The following is a 17,863-nucleotide window of genomic DNA, read 5'->3' on the forward strand; positions in this document are numbered from 1 at the left end:
AAAAATAGATACAAATAGCGGACAAGAAAAGAAAAGCGCGGTAGAATAAAGATAGAAAGAAACGAGGTAACGATTATGATGGAAGATACCTATTATCAATTAGAGGAGGCCTTGGTACAGGGATTTCAAACGCCTGAAGAATACCAAGCCTACAAGGAGCTAAAGGAACATTATGAGGAAGTGACAGGCGATTACAGTTTTTCTAAACGAGAACTCACTAGTCAATTGGAAATCTCTCTTCAGAATCATCGAGGTGTGGACTTTGAAGAACATGAAAAAGAGGAGTATTTGGACTTAGTTCAAAAGCTAGAGGAATTTGATTCCTCTCTTGCCGCCCATTATCGTCAGTTGATTGACTAGAAAGGAGAAAGTCATGAATGATTTACTCCTTATCCCAGTAATTTTTTTAGCAGTAGGAGGAATTCTCATTCTTTTATGGAGACTCTTTCTTATTGCCAGTGGACTTTTTCTGATTGGTATTGTCAGTTTTCTTATTTTCGTGGAGGGCTATGGAATATATTTGTTCTTTACTGAACCGACTTTATACTTTGATGATATCAGACAACATGGTTTAACTAGTTTTACGGCTGTGTACCTTTTCATCAATCTGATGTTGGTTCTAGGATTCAGTTGGCGTTTCATAAACTCCAAAACTAAGGAAAGTATGTAAACTTGTTAGATAGTTAAAAAACTTTATCTGAATCTAAATTCGGATAAGGTTTTTTATTAGCCTTGATTCTTTCATATACATCATAGCTAAATTGGAGTAATAATTTATGAAAATCATTATCCTCACTATTATTACTTGTATTTATGGCTTGTTTATGGCGTTCAATATGAGAAAGAGCTCTTCTCAAATTTTCTTCTTTTAAATTTTTCATAGTTACATTATAAGATGAAGACATCTAGTTTTGATTTTTTTCTCTGAACTGTACGATTTTGCGCCTGAAATGTAGGAATCACCTTTCGTTAAGGTGTGATAAAACTTACAAGTCCTTTTTGTTATTCTTGACCTAGTTTTTATAGAAAGAAGGTCTAAGATGTTAAATAAAGTCAAAACTAAAGCCTTAATTAGTGTTGGAGCAGTGGCTGCAACTAGCTTTATTCTCATGATGGGATATACTGCTGGTCAACATTCTACTGCTAAACAAAGTCGCAAAGAAATCGAATTGGCTGCAGCTAAACTTGTAGAGGACAAACAAGCAGAAGATAAAGCCAGCATTTTGTCATCGGATACTGTAAAAGAATTTTTGACTCAGTACTATACGAAAGAAAAGCTCGGAGAAAATAATACACGTATTCAACCTTATATGACTGAATCGGCTTATTCTCAAGAATTGTCAAGTCAAAATGATGCCATGAACCAAGTGTATAAGGATTATATTTTGGATTATCATTTTGAAAAAGCAGATATCTTTGTCAATCAGACTACGAATCAAGCTATTGCCATGGTCTCTTATAATGTAACCTATGTATCTGATTTAAAGAATGCCAACCAATCAAAGACTAATCAGACAGAAACAAGAACAGTTAAGTTATCCTATTCTAAACTACCTGGTAAGTTATTGGTCAACCAAGTACAGGTTTGGAAATCTGGGTTAGATGATTTGGATAAGCCCACTCCCAAAACTTTGGAAGAATCCTCATCTGTTCCATCACTGCCAAATACTACGACAAAATGATGATATTGCATGGAAATAGAAGAATGTAAGCAAATTTCAATTCTTGATGTAGCCAATCGTTTAGGTATCTCCTTTAAACAAGTTTCGAGCAGTGTCTATGAACATCCTGAACACGATTCATTTCGGATTTTTTCAACTACCAATACTTTTAAATGGTTTTCAAGAGATATTCAAGGTGATGTCATTGATTTTGTTCGACTTGTTCAGGGAATTTCCTTTAAAGAAGCTCTAGCCTTTCTTTCTGAAGAACCTTTTCAAAAAGAAGCTGTTCAAGAAAATAGAGAGAGACCATTTTATTATCCTTTAAAGAGAATAGAAGATTCTAACTGTAGTCTGGCCAGATATTACTTAACAGAATGTAGAGGAATTTCAGAAGAAATCGTACAAAGTATGATTCAACAGGGTTTAATAGCACAAGCCAGCTGGAAAACAAATGAAACAGTTGAACCTGTTATTGTTTTTAAAAGCTTTGATCATCGTCACAAACTGCAGGCAGCAAGCTTACAAGGGATATATAAGAATCACTCTTTTCCAAGAGAGAGGTTAAAAACGATTCTAAAAGGAAGCCATGGACATGTTGGAATATCCTTTGACATTGGTAAACCAAATAGACTGGTCTTTTGTGAATCGTTTATCGACTTGATGAGTTATTACGAACTGCATCAACAAAATCTATTTGATGTTCGTTTGGTATCTATGGAGGGATTAAAAAGGTCTGTTGTTGCTTATCAAACTTTACGACTAATAGCTGAAGAAAATCAGAAGTTGGAATTCTTAGATACAGTAATACCTTCAAAGTTATTGCCTTTGATGAATACAATTCGTGATACCACCAGCTATTTTGATAATCATCCTGATTTATTGACACTTGCGGTAGATTGTGATGATGCAGGAAAAGATTTTTCCGATAAGTTATCTCAAGCTGGATTGCCTGTTTTCCTGGATTTCCCTGATAATGAAACTGGGAAAGAAAAAGTAGACTGGAATGATGTCCTTCGAGAAAAGAAATCAGACTTACATTTGATGCTTGAGACTGCAAAGGAGGCATTGGGGAATCAACCAGTAAGACAAACCTCTCAATGTTTAGAATTGTGATAACAAAATCAAGGTGTTTTAGCTAATATTAGAATGAAGGAGGATCGTATATGACCATTATTGAACGCTTAGAAGAAAAGGTCACTAGGCAAGAAAGTAAGGTAGCAAGAGAGACAGAAAAACTCGCTGCTTACAAAGAGCAACTGGAGACAGCGATGTTTGCGACGTTCAAAAGGCGTCAAAGCATTAGTCACATGAGTTTTGAAGAAGCTCTTGACCATGCCTTTGGTAAAGAAAGACAATTCGATGATTCTGAATTTAGAAAGGATGAAATGAGTGAATGACAAAAGATTGGAATTTTAATCAACCATTAGAGAGTAAATCAGAAAATCAAGAAGATCCAGATAAAATTGCGGCCTTATTTGGAAATCATCAAGGAGGTAATGATGTAAATTATGAAGCAGCTTTTCAAAAGCGAAAACAAACACCTGTGACAGAATCAAATCCTAGTTCTAAACCCAAAGTTACAGAGGTTAGAACAGGAAAAGAGACAGATATCACTACAAGTTATCAGCAACATCTTAAAAGACTGATTGCGGATAACAATAGTGATATTCAAAGTAGTCAAAAGAAAATTGAAGAGCTACATACGTTGATTGACACAAAGAATAAAGACAATAAGAAATTGCAGTCCATTTATGATGCGATTTCGGAATTACACTAAGCAGTCCTGATAGGCTGCTTTTTTTGAGAGGTTATAGATGTTTACAACATTTTTTAAGAAAAATCACGACAATAGTGACGTATTTAAAAAGCTGATTCATAGACTATCTGATATGTCTGTCCAAGATCTTGAAAAAATAGACCGACTGTTAGATATCATTTTCACTCCAGATCAAGAATCAGAACAACTAAAAACAGAATCAACTTTCAGAGAAGAAACTTTGGACGACACATTAAAGGAAGCTAAGAATCAACTTCATAAGGAACAATTGGAGAAGAATTTAGAGAGGTTTAGGAAAAATAGCCAATAATGCACCAAAATTGGTGCGTTATACTTTTTTATGCTATAATTGAATTATAAAAATAAAGGAGTTTGCCATGATTGGAAAGAACATAAAATCCTTACGTAAAACACATGACTTAACACAACCCGAATTTGCACGGATTGTAGGTATTTCACGAAATAGTCTGAGTCGTTATGAAAATGGAACGAGTTCAGTCTCTACGGAATTAATTGACATCATTTGTCAGAAGTTTAATGTATCTTATGTCGATATTGTAGGAGAAGATAAAATGCTTAATCCTGTTGAAGATTATGAATTGACTTTAAAAATTGAAATTGTGAAAGAAAGAGGTTCTAATCTATTATCTCGACTCTATCGCTATCAAGATAGTCAGGGAATTAGCATTGATGATGAATCTAATCCTTGGATTTTAATGAGTGATGATCTATCTGACTTGATTCATACAAATATCTATTTAGTAGAAACTTTTGATGAAATAGAGAGATATAGCGGTTATTTGGATGGAATTGAACGTATGTTAGAGATATCTGAAAAACGGATGGTAGCCTAATGGAAATCCAAGATTATACCGACAGTGAATTCAAACATGCTCTAGCACGGAATCTTCGCTCACTGACAAGAGGAAAAAAGTCCAGTAAGCAACCTATAGCGATTTTGCTTGGAGGGCAAAGTGGTGCTGGTAAGACTACAATTCATCGTATTAAACAGAAAGAATTTCAAGGAAATATTGTTATCATAGATGGCGATAGTTTTCGTTCTCAGCATCCACACTATTTAGAACTTCAGCAAGAATATGGCAAAGATAGCGTAGAATACACCAAAGATTTTGCAGGGAAAATGGTAGAGTCTTTAGTAACAGAATTGAGTCATTTGGGATACAATCTTTTGATTGAGGGAACTTTACGAACAATTGATGTTCCAAAGAGAACAGCACAACTATTGAAAAATGAGGGATATGAAGTACAATTAGCTTTAATCGCTACAAAGCCCGAATTGTCCTATCTGAGCACCCTTATCCGATATGAAGAACTATACGCTGTCAATCCAAATCAAGCACGCGCAACTCCAAAAGGACATCATGATTTCATTGTAAATCATCTAGTTGATAATACACGACAATTGGAAGAACTAGCTATCTTTGAAAGAATTCAAATTTATCAACGAGATAGAAGTTGTGTATATGATTCAGGAGAAAATACAACTTCAGCAACAACCGTTCTTCATGATTTACTATTTGGAGAATGGAATCAAGTGGAGAAAGAGATGCTTAAATCTGGAGAAGAAAGATTGAAAGATTTAACTAATCGAAATGGTTGTTAGATCTTGAGTTAAAAAATATAGTCTACTTATAACTTTTGTTAGTTGTTCAAGGTGGGTGAAAATTTTTAGAACCAAAAATGTACTGACACAAAAAGTTAAACAAATAATTTAGACAAAGGATTTAGTTCTATACTGCATAGGGCTAAGTTCTTTTCTACTTGCCTCCGTGAGCTGACCTGGTTTTCGCCCTTGTATCAAGCTACCAGTATGATTCGGATTATATGGGGGGGAGGTGATAGGTCTGTCTTTTCATCTTATCTGGTTGATAGGCTTGGCACATTTGCTGACAGTCATTCCCATGTATATGTTGAATTTTAGTTATTATAGATAGCTAAACCTTTTTTTGTCTTGTTTTTTAAAAAAACAAGACAAAAAAGGAATTTTTTATACCATTTTTCTTTTTTTCTTTATAAAAAAGTGATATAATAATGTTGAAATATCTAGGAGTTATCGAAAATGGCAATTAAATTGAGAGAACTGACAATTGAGCAAATAAAAAATGTAGATCATGGCAATATAAAGTTTTATGATAGTAATGGATACATTAATCTTTTGGGTATTTATGGTCAAAATGGGTCAGGTAAAACAACAGTAGTGGACGCTATGGATATTTTAAAAACTATTATGGCAGGAAAATCTATTCCTGAAGATAGTTTTGGGATTTTCAATACGAGTGAAGAGCGTCTGCCAAAGATTTGTATAGAAATTGAGTCTGAAAATAATCTTCTACTGAGGTATGAGGCTGAGTTTATTTCAGACGAATCTACAGTGGAACAGAATGTATATCTTGCACATGAAATAATATCTTATAAAGAATTTAGACCACGGACACAGTTCAAACGTTTATTTGAGTTTACAATTTTAGAACGAGATGAATCGGGTGAACTAGAAGGAAGCTTGAAGTCACGTTCCAAGTTTATAAGTAAGGATGCTATAGAAGTTTTAGCAGAGGCTGCACTAAGAGCTAAATCTTCTGTTCTTTTTTCCCAGGAATTTAAAAATCGATTAGAAAAGCAAGAAGGTAAAGAGATAGAAAAGAAAGCCTACCAGATTCTAGAAGAATTTTGTAGTCATATTCGAATTTATACCCAGCGGTATGCGAATTTGACAGGTATGGGAGCTATGCCTATCAATATTAACTATAAAAATGAGAATCATGCTTTCCAAGGTGGACTACCTGCAATCTTAAATAAAGGAGGTACTCCTATACCGCAAGAACTTCTTACTGTGTATGAAGACACCATTCGCTACATGAATGAAATTATTCCTGTTATTATTCCTGATTTAACCTTGAAGATGACCGTGGGAGATTCGACGATTGATTCACAAGAAAATCAATACTATAATGTAAACTTCCTTGCACAACGCAACGGAAAAACTTTTTCCTTAATTCATGAATCTGAAGGAATTAGAAAAATTATCAGTATGATTGGTTTTCTTATTGAAGTCTTCAATAAACCAGGACTTATTGCCTTTATTGATGAAATCGATTCAGGGATATTTGAATATTTATTAGGTGAATTGATGGAAATCTTCTCCAATGATGCCAGTGGACAATTGGTTTTCACTTCACATAATCTTAGAATTTTAGAAATGTTACCAACCCGCAAAATTCGTTTTTCAACGACAAATAGAGAAAATCGATATATCACTCTAAAGGGAGTGAAGATGACGAACAACCTTCGAGACCTATATTTACGTTCTATTCAAATTGGAGGAGCAGATGAAGAGCTTTATAAAGGGCAGAGTCAATCTAAAATGCGACGTGCTCTTAGAAAGGCAGGTAAGTATATCGGTGAGTAAAAAAGAAGAAAAGGTTTTCTTGATTTTTGTTGAAGGAAGTACGGATGCGGACTGCCTGGATTCAATTGTAGATGAATTTAAACAGAAATTAAATTTATCTGATATTACGATAGATATCCAAAATGGAGATATTTTTACTTCACGTGAAAATGAAAGGAAAAATGGAACTACGATTTTAAAAGACCAATTACTTAGTTATCTAAGCAAGAGCAAATTATCTGCCTCACAGATTGTTCATGTTGCTTTTGTAACAGATACTGATGGTGTATTTATAAATCCTAACGACTACAGCATTGATGCTAGTGTCAATGCTTTTAAATATGATTTGGTAAACAAAAAAATTCTCTTTGAAAATGCAGCTAAAAGAGATAGCGTTCAAAGAATTCGGCAAAAGAAAGTCAGAAAATTAGTATCTGTTATTAAGGAATTATCTGAAAGTTCATTGACAGTGAAGAAAAAGTCCGTTGCATATTCCGTTCATTTTAATTCTATTAATCTTGAACATGTGTTGTTTGATGAGATTTTACCTAGCGAATCCAAAACAGCAGCAGTAGATGGTTTATTGAATGATATAGATAATGATCCTTACCAGATGATTGCTATTTTTGAGAGAAAAGCTTTGGGGGAGAATTATATGGATTCTTGGCAACAGATACGTAGATTAGAGATGAATCAGGGTTATACGAATTTGCATATTCTGTTTCAAATATTAGATAGCTTTAGATAGCTTTGAAAAAAATATGGAAGTAGATTAATTTTGACTAGGAATTGAAGTAATTTAATCACTCATAAGAGATCAAATTTCAAGTTTAAGTAAGCCAGCAACAAGTCTTCTCTAGGTGACTTCTAGTTCAAACATTTTTAGGATAGTAATTAATCAAATTTTCAATGAAGTAGATATATTCCTTAGAAAACACATTATACAAGCGGTTGAATTAGTTCCATTATCTACCGTTATGGAACTAATTTGATGTTGTTTTAAGATGAGTTTTAGAGTCTGATTGACCGCCTCAGCGCTTTTATTTCGAATCAATGGGATGATTTGATGCCTGCTCTTTCGATCCGTTAAGACAAGCAAACAGTAGTTTTTCTCTCTTGTAAGTAGAACGGTATCAATCTCATAATGTTCATTCTCCAATCGCAGATTGATAGCTTCAGGACGCTGTTCGATAGATTTACCAGCGGATTTAAAGTTCGGACTAGCTTGTTTCTTGTTTGCTTTTCCTTTTCTAGGATAAAGCAGATCCTGTTTCGTTACCCCCCAATTTTCCATGATGAATCCAGTAGTAGATGGTAGAAATACCCATTTAAGGTGGGCGAAAATTTTTTAGAACCAAAAAACGCATAGTCTCAGGTGTTGAAAAAACTTGATACTATGCGTTTTCTTATGGGAAGATTTACTCCATTTTCTTCAGGAATTGAGATTTTGCCCAGCCTCAAAAGTTCAAATCAATCTCAATAACTCAGAAAAAAGAAGACTGACAAAATATGACTACTTTAAGACAAAACTATAATTTGCTATCAAACTCTAGCATATGGAGGAAGAAATCAAAATTAATGGATAGGTGATTACGGATATAAAGTTATAAGACTTGAAACTTTATTTCATAGACTTAATCACTCTTATCCTTCTTAAATTCATAGAGCTCTTCCAAGTAAAAATGAATTTTTTCTTTAATATATTTTAATGATTTATTATTAGTTATGTCTATAACACCAAACACACTATAGTGGTTTCGGTAAAGCTCATCATAATCAATCTGACTGCCTATGATGATGACTTCTGATTTTTTTGAACTAAATTGGATAGATTTTAAATAGAGTTTCATTTTTTTAGATGTTAGGGACCTTGATTTTATGATAAAATAAGTAGAAGATTTATATTTGTGGTTAATCTTATGCCCTTGTAGAATTTTTGTATTTTTGAATGTTTTTTTTAAGAAATAATATTTTAAATACAGAGATAAAATATAGCCAAATAAAGAGTAGTGTAAAATTTGAATTGCCTTCATAGCTTTCCTTTCATTAGAAATTAGTTTATCAAATGAAGAAAGATTAATATTATTGAGATACTAAAAAGTATCTATTTTATCATGAAATGTCTAAATTAAGAAAATTTTTACCATTTGAGATAGTATAGAAACCATTTGAGATTTTTATAATTTAATTTCCATCATTCTGATAAGATTAAACTGATAGAAGGAGGCTAAATATGAAAGACTACATTTTATATCAAGATAGAGCTATCGTAAAGGTACCACTCTCTAAAATTTATTATGTTACAACTCACCCAACAAAAGCTCATGCTGTTCTTTTTGTAACAGCCGAAGGGAATTTTGAAGCTTCAACCTCACTAGCTAAAATTGAAGAGGAAAGTTCAGAAGAACTTATTAGATGCCATAGAAAATTTCTTGTGAATAAACATAAAATAGCAGGATTTAATCATGAGACAAGAACGATTATGTTTATGGATGATAGAGTATCAGACATCGCTTGTTCTAGAAGACACTTTACAATATTAAAAAATCAGTGGAAAAATATATAGGAGTGAAGTAGTGAATATTTTTATACTAGAAGATAATTTTTTACAACAGACTAGAATTGAAAATATTGTCAAAAAAATTTTGGTGGATAATAAGATTGAGTATAGGCATTTTGAGGTTTATGGAAAACCTCAACAGCTTTTAGAGGACATTTCAGAGAGAGGAAGTCATCAATTATTTTTTCTTGATATTGAAATAAAAGATGATGACAAAAGAGGACTAGACGTTGCTAGAGAAATTAGAAAACTTGATTCCCAAGCAGCGATTGCTTTTGTAACATCACATTCTGAGTTTATGCCTGTATCTTTTGAATATTTAGTATCAGCTATTGATTTCATTGATAAAGAATTACCTGAACCATTATTTATCAAACGAATTGAAAATGTTATTTCAAGTGTTAGCGATAATCAAAGAAGAACAGTATCTGAGGACTCTTTTATATTTACAGGATCCAAAGCTCAAATTCAAGTCCCTTTTAAAGATTTATTGTATATTGAGACATCGTCAATAGCCCATAAGTTGACACTCTATTCAAAACGAGACATAGTTGAATTTTATGGACAATTGTCAGATATTCTTAAACAGGAACCACGTTTATTTCAATGTCATAGATCATTTATCGTAAATCCTTATAATATATCTTTAATTGATAAAGAAAATCGGTTAGTTCATTTTCAGAACGGGTCCTCTTGTATTGTCTCTAGATTAAAAATTCGTCCACTTATGAAAGCTATCGAAAGACTTCATGACTAAGGAGATTTAGATGATATTTTTTCTAAATATTATAGGTGTTTTTCTATTGTTATGTATCCATACTAAGGTTGTAGGTGAGAAATTAAATCTAAAAAAAGTAGTAATGTCCATTATTCTGTTCCATCTTTTATCATTCCTATTTATTGTTTTATTTAAATCAACTGAATTTTACTTTCTTGGGTCATTATTGATTTATCCTACTTTTTTTATCTTGTATACTTTGTCTATTGGTGAATTAAGAAGTAAGGTCTCTTTATTACTTTTTTACTCATTATTTCCACTTGGATTTTGGGATGTCATCAGAAATTTTTTAGGTTACTTTATAATTTCTAAGATTCCAATATTGTATAGACTATATGAAACTAATCTAGGAACAATGATTTTCTCTTTATTAGCTGAAATTATTGTGTTTTTTCTTATTAGTCTCTTTCGATATAATTTTAGTCATTTAAAAATAAAGAACTTGGATAGAAAGACAAAATTTATTTTAATTACTGCAGATATTTTAATGCTAGCCTATTTTATCTTACCATCTTATATAAACTACAGTGATAAAGTAAGTTGGGATAGAATGTTGGATTATAAAGAATTATGGACAGCAGTTTACTTTTTATTGTTTATTTGTTTTGTTAATCTCTTGGATAGAAGATTACTTCAAGAACTACAGGAGAAAGTCGTTCTACAAAAAGAAATTCAATTGCAAAATCTTAGTAATTATAGTCAACAAGTTGAGGGGCTGTATCAAGAAATTAGAAGCTTTAGACATGATTATGCTAATATTTTATCGAGCTTAAAAATAGGTATAGATCAAAAAGATATTAATCTGGTTTCTCAAGTTTATGATAGTGTTTTGAAAAATTCTGGTGAAAAATTAAAAGGCAAGCGTTTTGATGTAGCACATCTAAGAAATATCAATGATTTGGCGCTAAAGAGTTTACTATTATCTAAGTTATCGGAGGCCCAAAACTTATCTGTTCCAGTTTCCCTGGAGATTGGTGAACAGTTCTCTATAAAAAATATGGACCAAATAGACTTCTTAACAATTACTTCTATCTTGTTAGATAATGCTATAGAGTCCGCAGCAGAAGGAGGAATAGCAATTTGTTTTCTTGAAGATACAGAATGGAATAAATTAGTCATGATTGTAAAAAATTCTACTTTAGAAAGAGAGATAGAATTGAGAGATATATTCAAGCGTGACAATTCTTCAAAAGGAGAAGGTCGGGGTATAGGCTTGGCCAATGTTCGGAGAATTTTAAAATCTTATCCAAATGTATGTTTGAAAACTACAAGTAAAAATTATATCTTTACACAGATCTTGGAAATAGAACTTTAAAAGAGTCTGGTACAACAGTCTAACCTTAAATATAAAAAACGAACAAAACAAGTTATCTGACACTCAGAATTATGTTTTGTTCGCTTTTTTGTCTAATCTATCGATTTTAAAATTTCATAATAAAGAATTCCTAAAATCAAAATCTTTTTGTCCCATACTCTTTTGTTATGACTTTATATACATTTAAATGAGAAATAGTTATATGTTAGAAATTGGAGTTTTAAACATGTTTACTATACAAATCTCATACTATGAGAATACAATATGTTTCTGTATAAAATTATAAAATATATTAATTTATCAGTATTATTGTTATTGTTAAATATTTTACAATAATTACTATTGTAAATTTTATAAATTTTTCATCTGTACCTATAATATCTTATTTTAACGGTAGTTATTGATTGTTTTACAGATAATACAGGAATCCTTGTTCAAGCATTCCATGGGAATTACTTCCTCGTTCATTTGAACGATTTTACGTCCAGAGAACACTTGACGAGCATAAGTGAACAGGATCATCTTCATGAGTATAGCTTGATGGAAAGCAGGGCGACCATTGTGAGAGGTTTCTTCCAATAATATTTGGCTAGGGATGCTGTCCACAGAGAGGCTAATCATTCTAACTTTGTAAGTTGCTGAAATATCATAGGTAAGATTTACTTCCAAACTTAATTGATTTGCATTATAATCTTTATACATTGTCATGGTTTTCTAATTGTTTTTTTATTTAGAATATAAAACATAACATGAAAAAACGAGCATCTCCAAGTATGGAAATGCTTATTTTTTGATAGTTAGAAGTAGTTTTGGCCTAGGTTATCTATAGAGATTCCACGAGTTCTCACAACAGAGGTTTACCGATAAAAAACCACTACAGTTGACAATTATGAAATAATGTACAATGTTTTTTATTTTATCTTTTATAAAAGCTTTGACTAGTTAAAAAATCGGGAGTTTCTGTTCATCTTAATTATAAGGTTATCAAAATCCTTCCAGAGGTTTCCTCCATAAATCTTTAACAGGTCTTCAGAAGTTATTGTTGGAAATTTTTTTAGAGATATTTGTTTTTTGTCCATTATTTAGACCTCCTTCGTTTATATCCTAATTATAAATAAAAGATTTAAAAAAATTTTTTGAAAATCCCAAAAGGTACCTATATAATCATAAAGTGTTATCTATAAGTGATTGAGGATTTTATCTTTATAGTAATCGAAGTAAGTTTTTCTATCAATGATACTCGTTACTTGGCCTTGTAAACCATATTGTATGATGTTACTGTCTTTATCTGGTAGTTGGGCTAGTGCAGTCACTTTAAAAAGATTTCCTTGTTCAGTTTTTGTTGCTGTTCTATCAATAGAATTTATTTTCCCAATTATTGTGATGCTTTGATTTCCGATTTTTTCTAGTTTAAGACGTGCGACCTGGTCTTCTTTAAGTAAAGGGACATACTCAGAAGTGACATAGTAAGTAATAAGTACCTCTTTAGTTTCTTGAATATTGGGGTAAATTTGGGCGATTTCACTACCGTTTGGAATTAGAGTTTTTCCATCAAATTCACTATTTAAATGAATGATTCCTGTACCTGGGGATTTAATAGTGTTGTGTTCAAAGTTAACATTTGCTTGCCCAAGTTGAGCTGTTAGCTCTGTGATTTGTGTTTCAACAGTTGTCAGCTGTTGAGATGCCGATTGTAGAAATTGGGTTCGTAGGACTTCTACTTTGGTTCCTAAACTACTATCGTAAGTCGCAACACTTCCTGTACCTGCTCGTTGAATATTAAGACTAGCGATAGAGGATTTTAGACTTGAGATACTCTGATTAATTTGAGAAAGATATTGATCATCTAATCCTTGCTGAGATTGTTGCTGGGATTGGACTAAGTAGGAATTTAAAGTAGCTTTGTGTGGATTGCTAGCCGACAAACTCGAACTTTTATTAGTGATAGCTTGACTAAGTTCCTCATACTCTGCTATTTGTTTGTAGATATTATTGATTTGTTTCTCTATAGCAGTGGCGGTATTTCCTGCTAAAGCTAGTTGATTATTAACCTCTGCATTGGTTTTAGAGATACCTAACTCTATATCTTGAGATTGTGTGATAAAGTTGTTAAAGGTATTAATATAACCGAACTCATCTTCTCCTGTAAAGAGGTTATTTCCTTGTGACAGGCTTGCTTTTAGAGTCTCGATTCCAGTTTTTTGCCGATTTAGAGTAGCTAGCTGTTTTTCAAGAGCTTGTTTTTGGGATTTCTCCATTGTTTCAGCGTATTTGATAACGACGTCATCTTTTTTGACCAATTGGTTATTGGACAGATTATTAGTTGTTATGGTGTTATTGCTAGTTGATTGAATTGAAGCGATGACTTGAGTTGGTGTAATCTCTCCTCTCGATGTGACGGTGACTTCTTTTTGGGCAAATAGAGAGAAGATAATCAAGAAACTTAGTAATAGGACTAATGGGACAATTAAGAGTGTCGCAAAATTATGGTAGCGGCGCTGATAAAATTCTGCACTTTTAAATAGCTTTGGGTTCATGATAAGTCTCCTTATTTGCTAAATAGATAATGATAGAAACCTTGTTTGGTCATCAATTCTTGATGAGAACCAGTCTCTATAACTTTCCCTTGGTTAAGGACAATGACTTGATTAGTTCGTTCAGATATACTAAGACGATGGGCAACAAAGATGATGGTCTTGTCAGTCATGGCCATCAAATTTTCAATAACCTTTTTTTCAGTTAAAACATCAAGTCCGCTGGTTGCTTCATCAAGAATAAGAACATGAGCTTTAGTCAGTAAGGCTCTAGCCAAAGCAATCCGTTGTTTTTGACCACCTGATAATCCAGCTCCATCTGATAGTTCTGTTTGGTATCCCATAGGCATTTGTTCGATGTCTTGGCGAATTTCTGCTATCTCACAGGCTTTGATAATATCTTCTTGACTAATCATTTGATTAGCTCCCAAGGTCAGGTTTTCTAAGATTGATCCACTAAAAATATAAGCTTGTTGAGGTAGGTAGTTGATGTGTTGTCGAAGAACCTTTTTATCAATCATTTTGAGATCATTGTTGTTCATAGTGATTCGTCCCTTGTAAGGTTCAAAGAAGTTGACAATCATTTTAGCCAAGGTCGTTTTCCCTGATCCGCTAATTCCCACTATACTGACCTTATCACCTTGTTTGATTGTTAGATTTATGTTATTTAGGGTGTCGCGTCCAAAACCATATTTATATGAAATGTCTTCAAAACAAATATCACCAGCCAGAAACTGTGTATCGGTTAAGGTCTGAGTGTTTTTGAACTCAGATTCGACTAAGTAAACTTCATTAAGACGATTGTTGGCTACCTTTGCAGACTGAAGTTTTGTTTGGAGGTTAATGATATTTTCCAAGGGATTAGTAAAGTAAGATAAGAGTGTGTTAAACGTAATCAATTGTCCAATGGAAATTTTACCTGTCATAACTATCTGAGCACCAAACCACAAAATAACAATATTCAGTATGAGTTGAGCTCCTTGTTTAAGGCTGCTCTGTAGGATAGAATATTTACTGAGTTTGAAAGATTTGTCCAAATAATCCACAAACTCGCTATCAATCTTCTGGTATCGAGTTTCTTCACTAGTTAGGGATTTGATGGTTTCTATACCATTGATATCTTCAATAATAGCAGAGCTTACCATGGAATTGCTCTGCATGACATCATTATTCATCTTTTCAAAGGGCTTCATAAAAGCAAAAATAATGATGATGTAAATAGGAACTGAAATCAGTGAGAGAAGGAAGAGGTTGGTGTTTTGTACCAAGAGTACACTACCAATAATGATCAAGATAGAGACATCAAGAAAGAGTGACAAAATCGTCGAAGCTAGAGCATCAATGATTGAATTGGCATCTGTAAAACGAGAGATGACCTCACCAGTTCGCCGTGTCGCAAAGAAAGACATGGGGAGTTCAAAAATGTGGCGAATGTAAGAAAGAATAACATCAATACTTAATCGTTGACTAAGTACGGTTAAAAGGTAATCTCGTGAGAAACTCATCATCTGTTGCAGGATATAGGTGATAATCAGGCCAATGGAGATAATACCTAGGGTTGATTTCATCTGATTAGGGATGTATTCATCTAAAATTCCTTGAAGGTAGTAAGAGCCACCGATATTGATAAGGGTCACCAAGAGACTAGCTAACACGATATAAAAAATAAGTGAGCGTTGCCTGAAAATTAAGGGGAGAAAGCTCATCAATCCATTTTTTTTATCCTTATGAGGTTTATAGCTGGGAGCTGGAGCCAGAAAGATAGCTACACCTGTCCATTCAGAAGCAAATCTCTCCTTGGTCATTTTTGTTACTTTGACAGTAGGGTCAGAATCACCAATGATAAGATGGTCTTTTATATTTTTATAGACAACGTAGTAGTGTTGTAGTTTACCCTCTTTATTAACATGAACGATAAAAGGATATGGTATGTCTTCCATTTCAAAGAGGCTCATATCCGCTTGGATGGCTCTTGTTTCAAAACTCATTTCTTTGGCTGCTTTGACGATACCAAGAGCGGTCGTTCCTTCTTTATTTGTTTTAGCTAGTTCTCGCAAATGAGCTAAGGAATAGTCAGAACCATAAAACTTTGAAATAGACGCTAAAGCGGCGACTCCACAGTCCCTAGCGTCGATTTGAGGGACAAAGGTCCGTTTGTAAGATGTCATTTTTCAAATCCTTTCTTGTTATTTACAAGACTATTATGACAAAAAATAGGTAGAAAAAGTGCTCAAATCTTAAATGGAGCATATAATATCTTGAATGGTATTTTGGGGTTTGAAAATTAGTTAACACCATTTTGTTAACGGCATATTTTTAATCATAAATGGTTACAAATCATGAAAAAATACGTTTCGTGATGAAAATCGTACATTTAAAGACTTCGCGAAAAAACCAGTCTTTATTCTGATATACTAAAAATGTCAAGATTGCAATCCGACAAAAATAATAAAAATTAATATGGAGGTATTCCTCATGGAAACAAAGACACCGATTCAATTTAATATTTTGAATACCGAAATGCTGGCTAGCATTGAGGGAGGAACAGTTAGTGCAGGGGAAGTTGCTCGGGCGACAGGAATTTGCACATTAGCAGGAGCAGCGATTGGTAGTTTGGTTGCACCAGGAGCTGGAACTTGGGCTGGAGGTATTTTAGGAGCACAATATTGCACAGGTATATGGGCTCTCGCTAGATCTTTATAGAAAAGGGGGTAGTTAATGAAAAGTGGGGAATTTAGGCTAATTTTAGCTCTTTTTACGTCTTTTTTTATAATAGGTGCGCTTGGAATAGTTCTAAATGTTACAATAAGCGAAGTTTTAGTTCTTTCTGTAGGTAGTGTGTTTTTTGAGTTGCTGATTCACTTATTAACGCATAATAAGAAGAGAGGAAACATTAGTTCTGAACTATGCTTTAATCGATACAAGCAATTTATTAAAAAGATTTCAGCACCTACTTTTTTTCTATTACTACTATCAATTATCTTTGTTGTTATAGATGGCTATAAGTCATTTTCTGTATTATTTTATACTCATATATTTGTAGTATTATTCACAGTAGGATACATTATTTGCTCAAATAATATCGAATTACATATTTCAAAAAAGAAATGAGGTTACGTATGAATAAATTAAATATTCACTTTATGGAGTTAAAAAATGAAGAATTGTCCTGTGTTTTAGGTGGAGGACAACGTGAGGGAGAGGCTGTTCTTGCGGGGGCGGCAGGTGCTGTAGAAGCGGCGATGTCTTGTGCTCCTGCTGGTCCGTATGTCATTGCAGCATGCGCTGTTGGTGGAGCAATCTATGGTGGATTTTGGGGTTATGTATTCGGTTCATAAATAGAATTCTTGTGCGGGAAGAATATTTGTTTTGCATTGATTAGAATTGATTGATATTTTGTCTTCAAAATAAAATGCTACCAAACTTAATATTTGAATGTGTGTACTGGCCCCCAAAAGTTAGATTTTTCTGTCTAACTTTGGGGGTCAGTACAGTGTTAGCGTTTTACTTACAGTATATAATAATAAATTATTTTGAGACGTAGTAGTAAAGTGATTGAGCTATAGATATGATGAGGATGGAAATATGGAGAATGTTATAATGAATGTAGTTAATCATCTCTTGCTAAAGATTGAATGGATAGTAAGTAATATCTTTATAAAAATGAGCATACTTTGGATGCTTATTTGGTTTCTATACTATTTAAAGAGTGATTTAGCAATGTATTTCTTATTTTTTGGAAATGGCTTTTTATTATTGCTAATAATTTTTCGATTTGCACTGTATCAAATTAAACTAGTAATGCAGAATGATATTAAGTAATTGTGTC

General features: G+C 33.0%; 21 protein-coding genes and 2 pseudogenes. 17 read left to right on the forward strand and 6 right to left on the reverse strand.

Features of this window, described 5'->3' with window-relative positions; translation table 11 throughout:
* Positions 1–75 precede the first annotated feature (75 nt).
* Together QMQ21_RS00910 and QMQ21_RS00915 are read left to right on the forward strand one after the other, a co-directional pair.
* Positions 76–360, forward strand: a complete 285-nt coding sequence (locus QMQ21_RS00910) for a DUF5962 family protein (RefSeq protein WP_125448109.1) — start codon at positions 76–78, stop codon at positions 358–360.
* 13 nt (positions 361–373) lie between these two features.
* Positions 374–670 (forward strand): DUF5966 family protein, encoded by a 297-nt coding sequence (locus tag QMQ21_RS00915; RefSeq protein WP_261813745.1) that lies wholly within the window; start codon positions 374–376, stop codon positions 668–670.
* A 13-nt stretch (positions 671–683) separates the two neighbouring features.
* On the opposite strand, the gene QMQ21_RS00920 is transcribed toward QMQ21_RS00915, so the two are convergent.
* Positions 684–881, reverse strand: a complete 198-nt coding sequence (locus QMQ21_RS00920; protein WP_153209491.1) for a hypothetical protein — start codon at positions 879–881, stop codon at positions 684–686.
* A 159-nt stretch (positions 882–1,040) separates the two neighbouring features.
* On the opposite strand from QMQ21_RS00920, the gene QMQ21_RS00925 reads away from it, so the two are divergent.
* The 9 genes from QMQ21_RS00925 (at position 1,041) to QMQ21_RS00965 (ending at position 7,595) form a co-directional block, all read left to right on the forward strand.
* The gene (locus QMQ21_RS00925) at positions 1,041–1,682 is read left to right on the forward strand and encodes a hypothetical protein (RefSeq protein WP_261813746.1); all 642 of its coding nucleotides are present in this window, start codon (positions 1,041–1,043) and stop codon (positions 1,680–1,682) included.
* A 9-nt stretch (positions 1,683–1,691) separates the two neighbouring features.
* Positions 1,692–2,777: a DUF3991 domain-containing protein gene (locus tag QMQ21_RS00930; protein ID WP_261813747.1), complete on the forward strand. Its 1,086-nt coding sequence runs from the start codon at positions 1,692–1,694 to the stop codon at positions 2,775–2,777.
* Between the two features lie 50 nt (positions 2,778–2,827).
* Entirely contained in the window at positions 2,828–3,061 is a 234-nt protein-coding gene (locus QMQ21_RS00935; protein WP_000152419.1) for a DUF5965 family protein, read from the forward strand.
* Positions 3,058–3,441 (forward strand): DUF5945 family protein, encoded by a 384-nt coding sequence (locus QMQ21_RS00940; RefSeq protein ID WP_033685082.1) that lies wholly within the window; start codon positions 3,058–3,060, stop codon positions 3,439–3,441. The genes QMQ21_RS00935 and QMQ21_RS00940 overlap by 4 nt, the downstream gene beginning before the upstream one ends.
* A 37-nt stretch (positions 3,442–3,478) precedes the next feature.
* On the forward strand, positions 3,479–3,751 hold the full coding sequence (locus tag QMQ21_RS00945) for a hypothetical protein (RefSeq protein ID WP_261813748.1): 273 nt from the start codon (positions 3,479–3,481) through the stop codon (positions 3,749–3,751).
* Between the two features lie 67 nt (positions 3,752–3,818).
* Positions 3,819–4,295, forward strand: a complete 477-nt coding sequence (gene pezA / locus QMQ21_RS00950) for a type II toxin-antitoxin system antitoxin PezA (protein ID WP_004262609.1) — start codon at positions 3,819–3,821, stop codon at positions 4,293–4,295.
* Positions 4,295–5,065, forward strand: a complete 771-nt coding sequence (pezT, locus tag QMQ21_RS00955; protein WP_261813749.1) for a type II toxin-antitoxin system toxin PezT — start codon at positions 4,295–4,297, stop codon at positions 5,063–5,065. The genes pezA and pezT overlap by 1 nt, the downstream gene beginning before the upstream one ends.
* 456 nt (positions 5,066–5,521) lie before the next feature.
* Positions 5,522–6,868 (forward strand): ATP-binding protein, encoded by a 1,347-nt coding sequence (locus QMQ21_RS00960; protein ID WP_049534637.1) that lies wholly within the window; start codon positions 5,522–5,524, stop codon positions 6,866–6,868.
* Positions 6,861–7,595 carry a hypothetical protein gene (locus QMQ21_RS00965; protein ID WP_084946459.1) on the forward strand — a complete coding sequence of 245 codons (735 nt, stop codon included), beginning with the start codon at positions 6,861–6,863 and terminating at the stop codon, positions 7,593–7,595. Before QMQ21_RS00960 ends, QMQ21_RS00965 begins: the two co-directional genes overlap by 8 nt.
* A gap of 163 nt (positions 7,596–7,758) precedes the next feature.
* On the opposite strand, the pseudogene QMQ21_RS00970 reads toward QMQ21_RS00965, so the two are convergent.
* Together QMQ21_RS00970 and QMQ21_RS00975 are read right to left on the reverse strand one after the other, a co-directional pair.
* Positions 7,759–8,175: pseudogene (locus QMQ21_RS00970) on the reverse strand (IS30 family transposase); the annotation flags it as partial.
* 306 nt (positions 8,176–8,481) lie between these two features.
* On the reverse strand, positions 8,482–8,880 hold the full coding sequence (locus QMQ21_RS00975; RefSeq protein ID WP_261056366.1) for a hypothetical protein: 399 nt from the start codon (positions 8,878–8,880) through the stop codon (positions 8,482–8,484).
* Between the two features lie 200 nt (positions 8,881–9,080).
* Between QMQ21_RS00975 and QMQ21_RS00980 the strand changes: the two genes are divergently transcribed.
* Genes QMQ21_RS00980 through QMQ21_RS00990 form a run of 3 tightly spaced genes read left to right on the forward strand, consistent with a single transcriptional unit; the run spans position 9,081 to position 11,500 of the window.
* Entirely contained in the window at positions 9,081–9,413 is a 333-nt protein-coding gene (locus QMQ21_RS00980) for a LytTR family transcriptional regulator DNA-binding domain-containing protein (RefSeq protein ID WP_024057774.1), read from the forward strand.
* 10 nt (positions 9,414–9,423) lie between these two features.
* The gene (locus QMQ21_RS00985; RefSeq protein ID WP_261813750.1) at positions 9,424–10,164 is read left to right on the forward strand and encodes a response regulator transcription factor; all 741 of its coding nucleotides are present in this window, start codon (positions 9,424–9,426) and stop codon (positions 10,162–10,164) included.
* 10 nt (positions 10,165–10,174) lie between these two features.
* Positions 10,175–11,500: a GHKL domain-containing protein gene (locus QMQ21_RS00990; RefSeq protein WP_261813751.1), complete on the forward strand. Its 1,326-nt coding sequence runs from the start codon at positions 10,175–10,177 to the stop codon at positions 11,498–11,500.
* 390 nt (positions 11,501–11,890) lie between these two features.
* Here QMQ21_RS00990 and QMQ21_RS00995 read toward each other — a convergent pair.
* The 3 genes and pseudogenes from QMQ21_RS00995 to QMQ21_RS01005 all read right to left on the reverse strand — a co-directional run.
* Positions 11,891–12,202 (reverse strand): annotated as a pseudogene (locus tag QMQ21_RS00995) (transposase); the annotation flags it as partial.
* A 476-nt stretch (positions 12,203–12,678) separates the two neighbouring features.
* On the reverse strand, positions 12,679–14,037 hold the full coding sequence (locus QMQ21_RS01000; RefSeq protein ID WP_084946454.1) for a bacteriocin secretion accessory protein: 1,359 nt from the start codon (positions 14,035–14,037) through the stop codon (positions 12,679–12,681).
* Between the two features lie 11 nt (positions 14,038–14,048).
* Positions 14,049–16,202: a peptide cleavage/export ABC transporter gene (locus QMQ21_RS01005; RefSeq protein ID WP_261813752.1), complete on the reverse strand. Its 2,154-nt coding sequence runs from the start codon at positions 16,200–16,202 to the stop codon at positions 14,049–14,051.
* 307 nt (positions 16,203–16,509) lie between these two features.
* Here QMQ21_RS01005 and QMQ21_RS01010 point away from each other — a divergent pair, with 307 nt between their 5' ends.
* The 3 genes from QMQ21_RS01010 to QMQ21_RS01020 are packed head-to-tail and all read left to right on the forward strand — an operon-like array spanning position 16,510 to position 17,372.
* Entirely contained in the window at positions 16,510–16,737 is a 228-nt protein-coding gene (locus QMQ21_RS01010; RefSeq protein ID WP_084946452.1) for a bacteriocin class II family protein, read from the forward strand.
* Positions 16,738–16,752: 15 nt separating this feature from the next.
* Positions 16,753–17,145 (forward strand): hypothetical protein, encoded by a 393-nt coding sequence (locus tag QMQ21_RS01015; protein ID WP_084946451.1) that lies wholly within the window; start codon positions 16,753–16,755, stop codon positions 17,143–17,145.
* Positions 17,142–17,372 carry a Blp family class II bacteriocin gene (locus QMQ21_RS01020; protein ID WP_228114018.1) on the forward strand — a complete coding sequence of 77 codons (231 nt, stop codon included), beginning with the start codon at positions 17,142–17,144 and terminating at the stop codon, positions 17,370–17,372. The genes QMQ21_RS01015 and QMQ21_RS01020 overlap by 4 nt, the downstream gene beginning before the upstream one ends.
* Positions 17,373–17,863: the final 491 nt, after the last annotated feature.

The organism is Streptococcus bouchesdurhonensis (assembly GCF_948472335.1).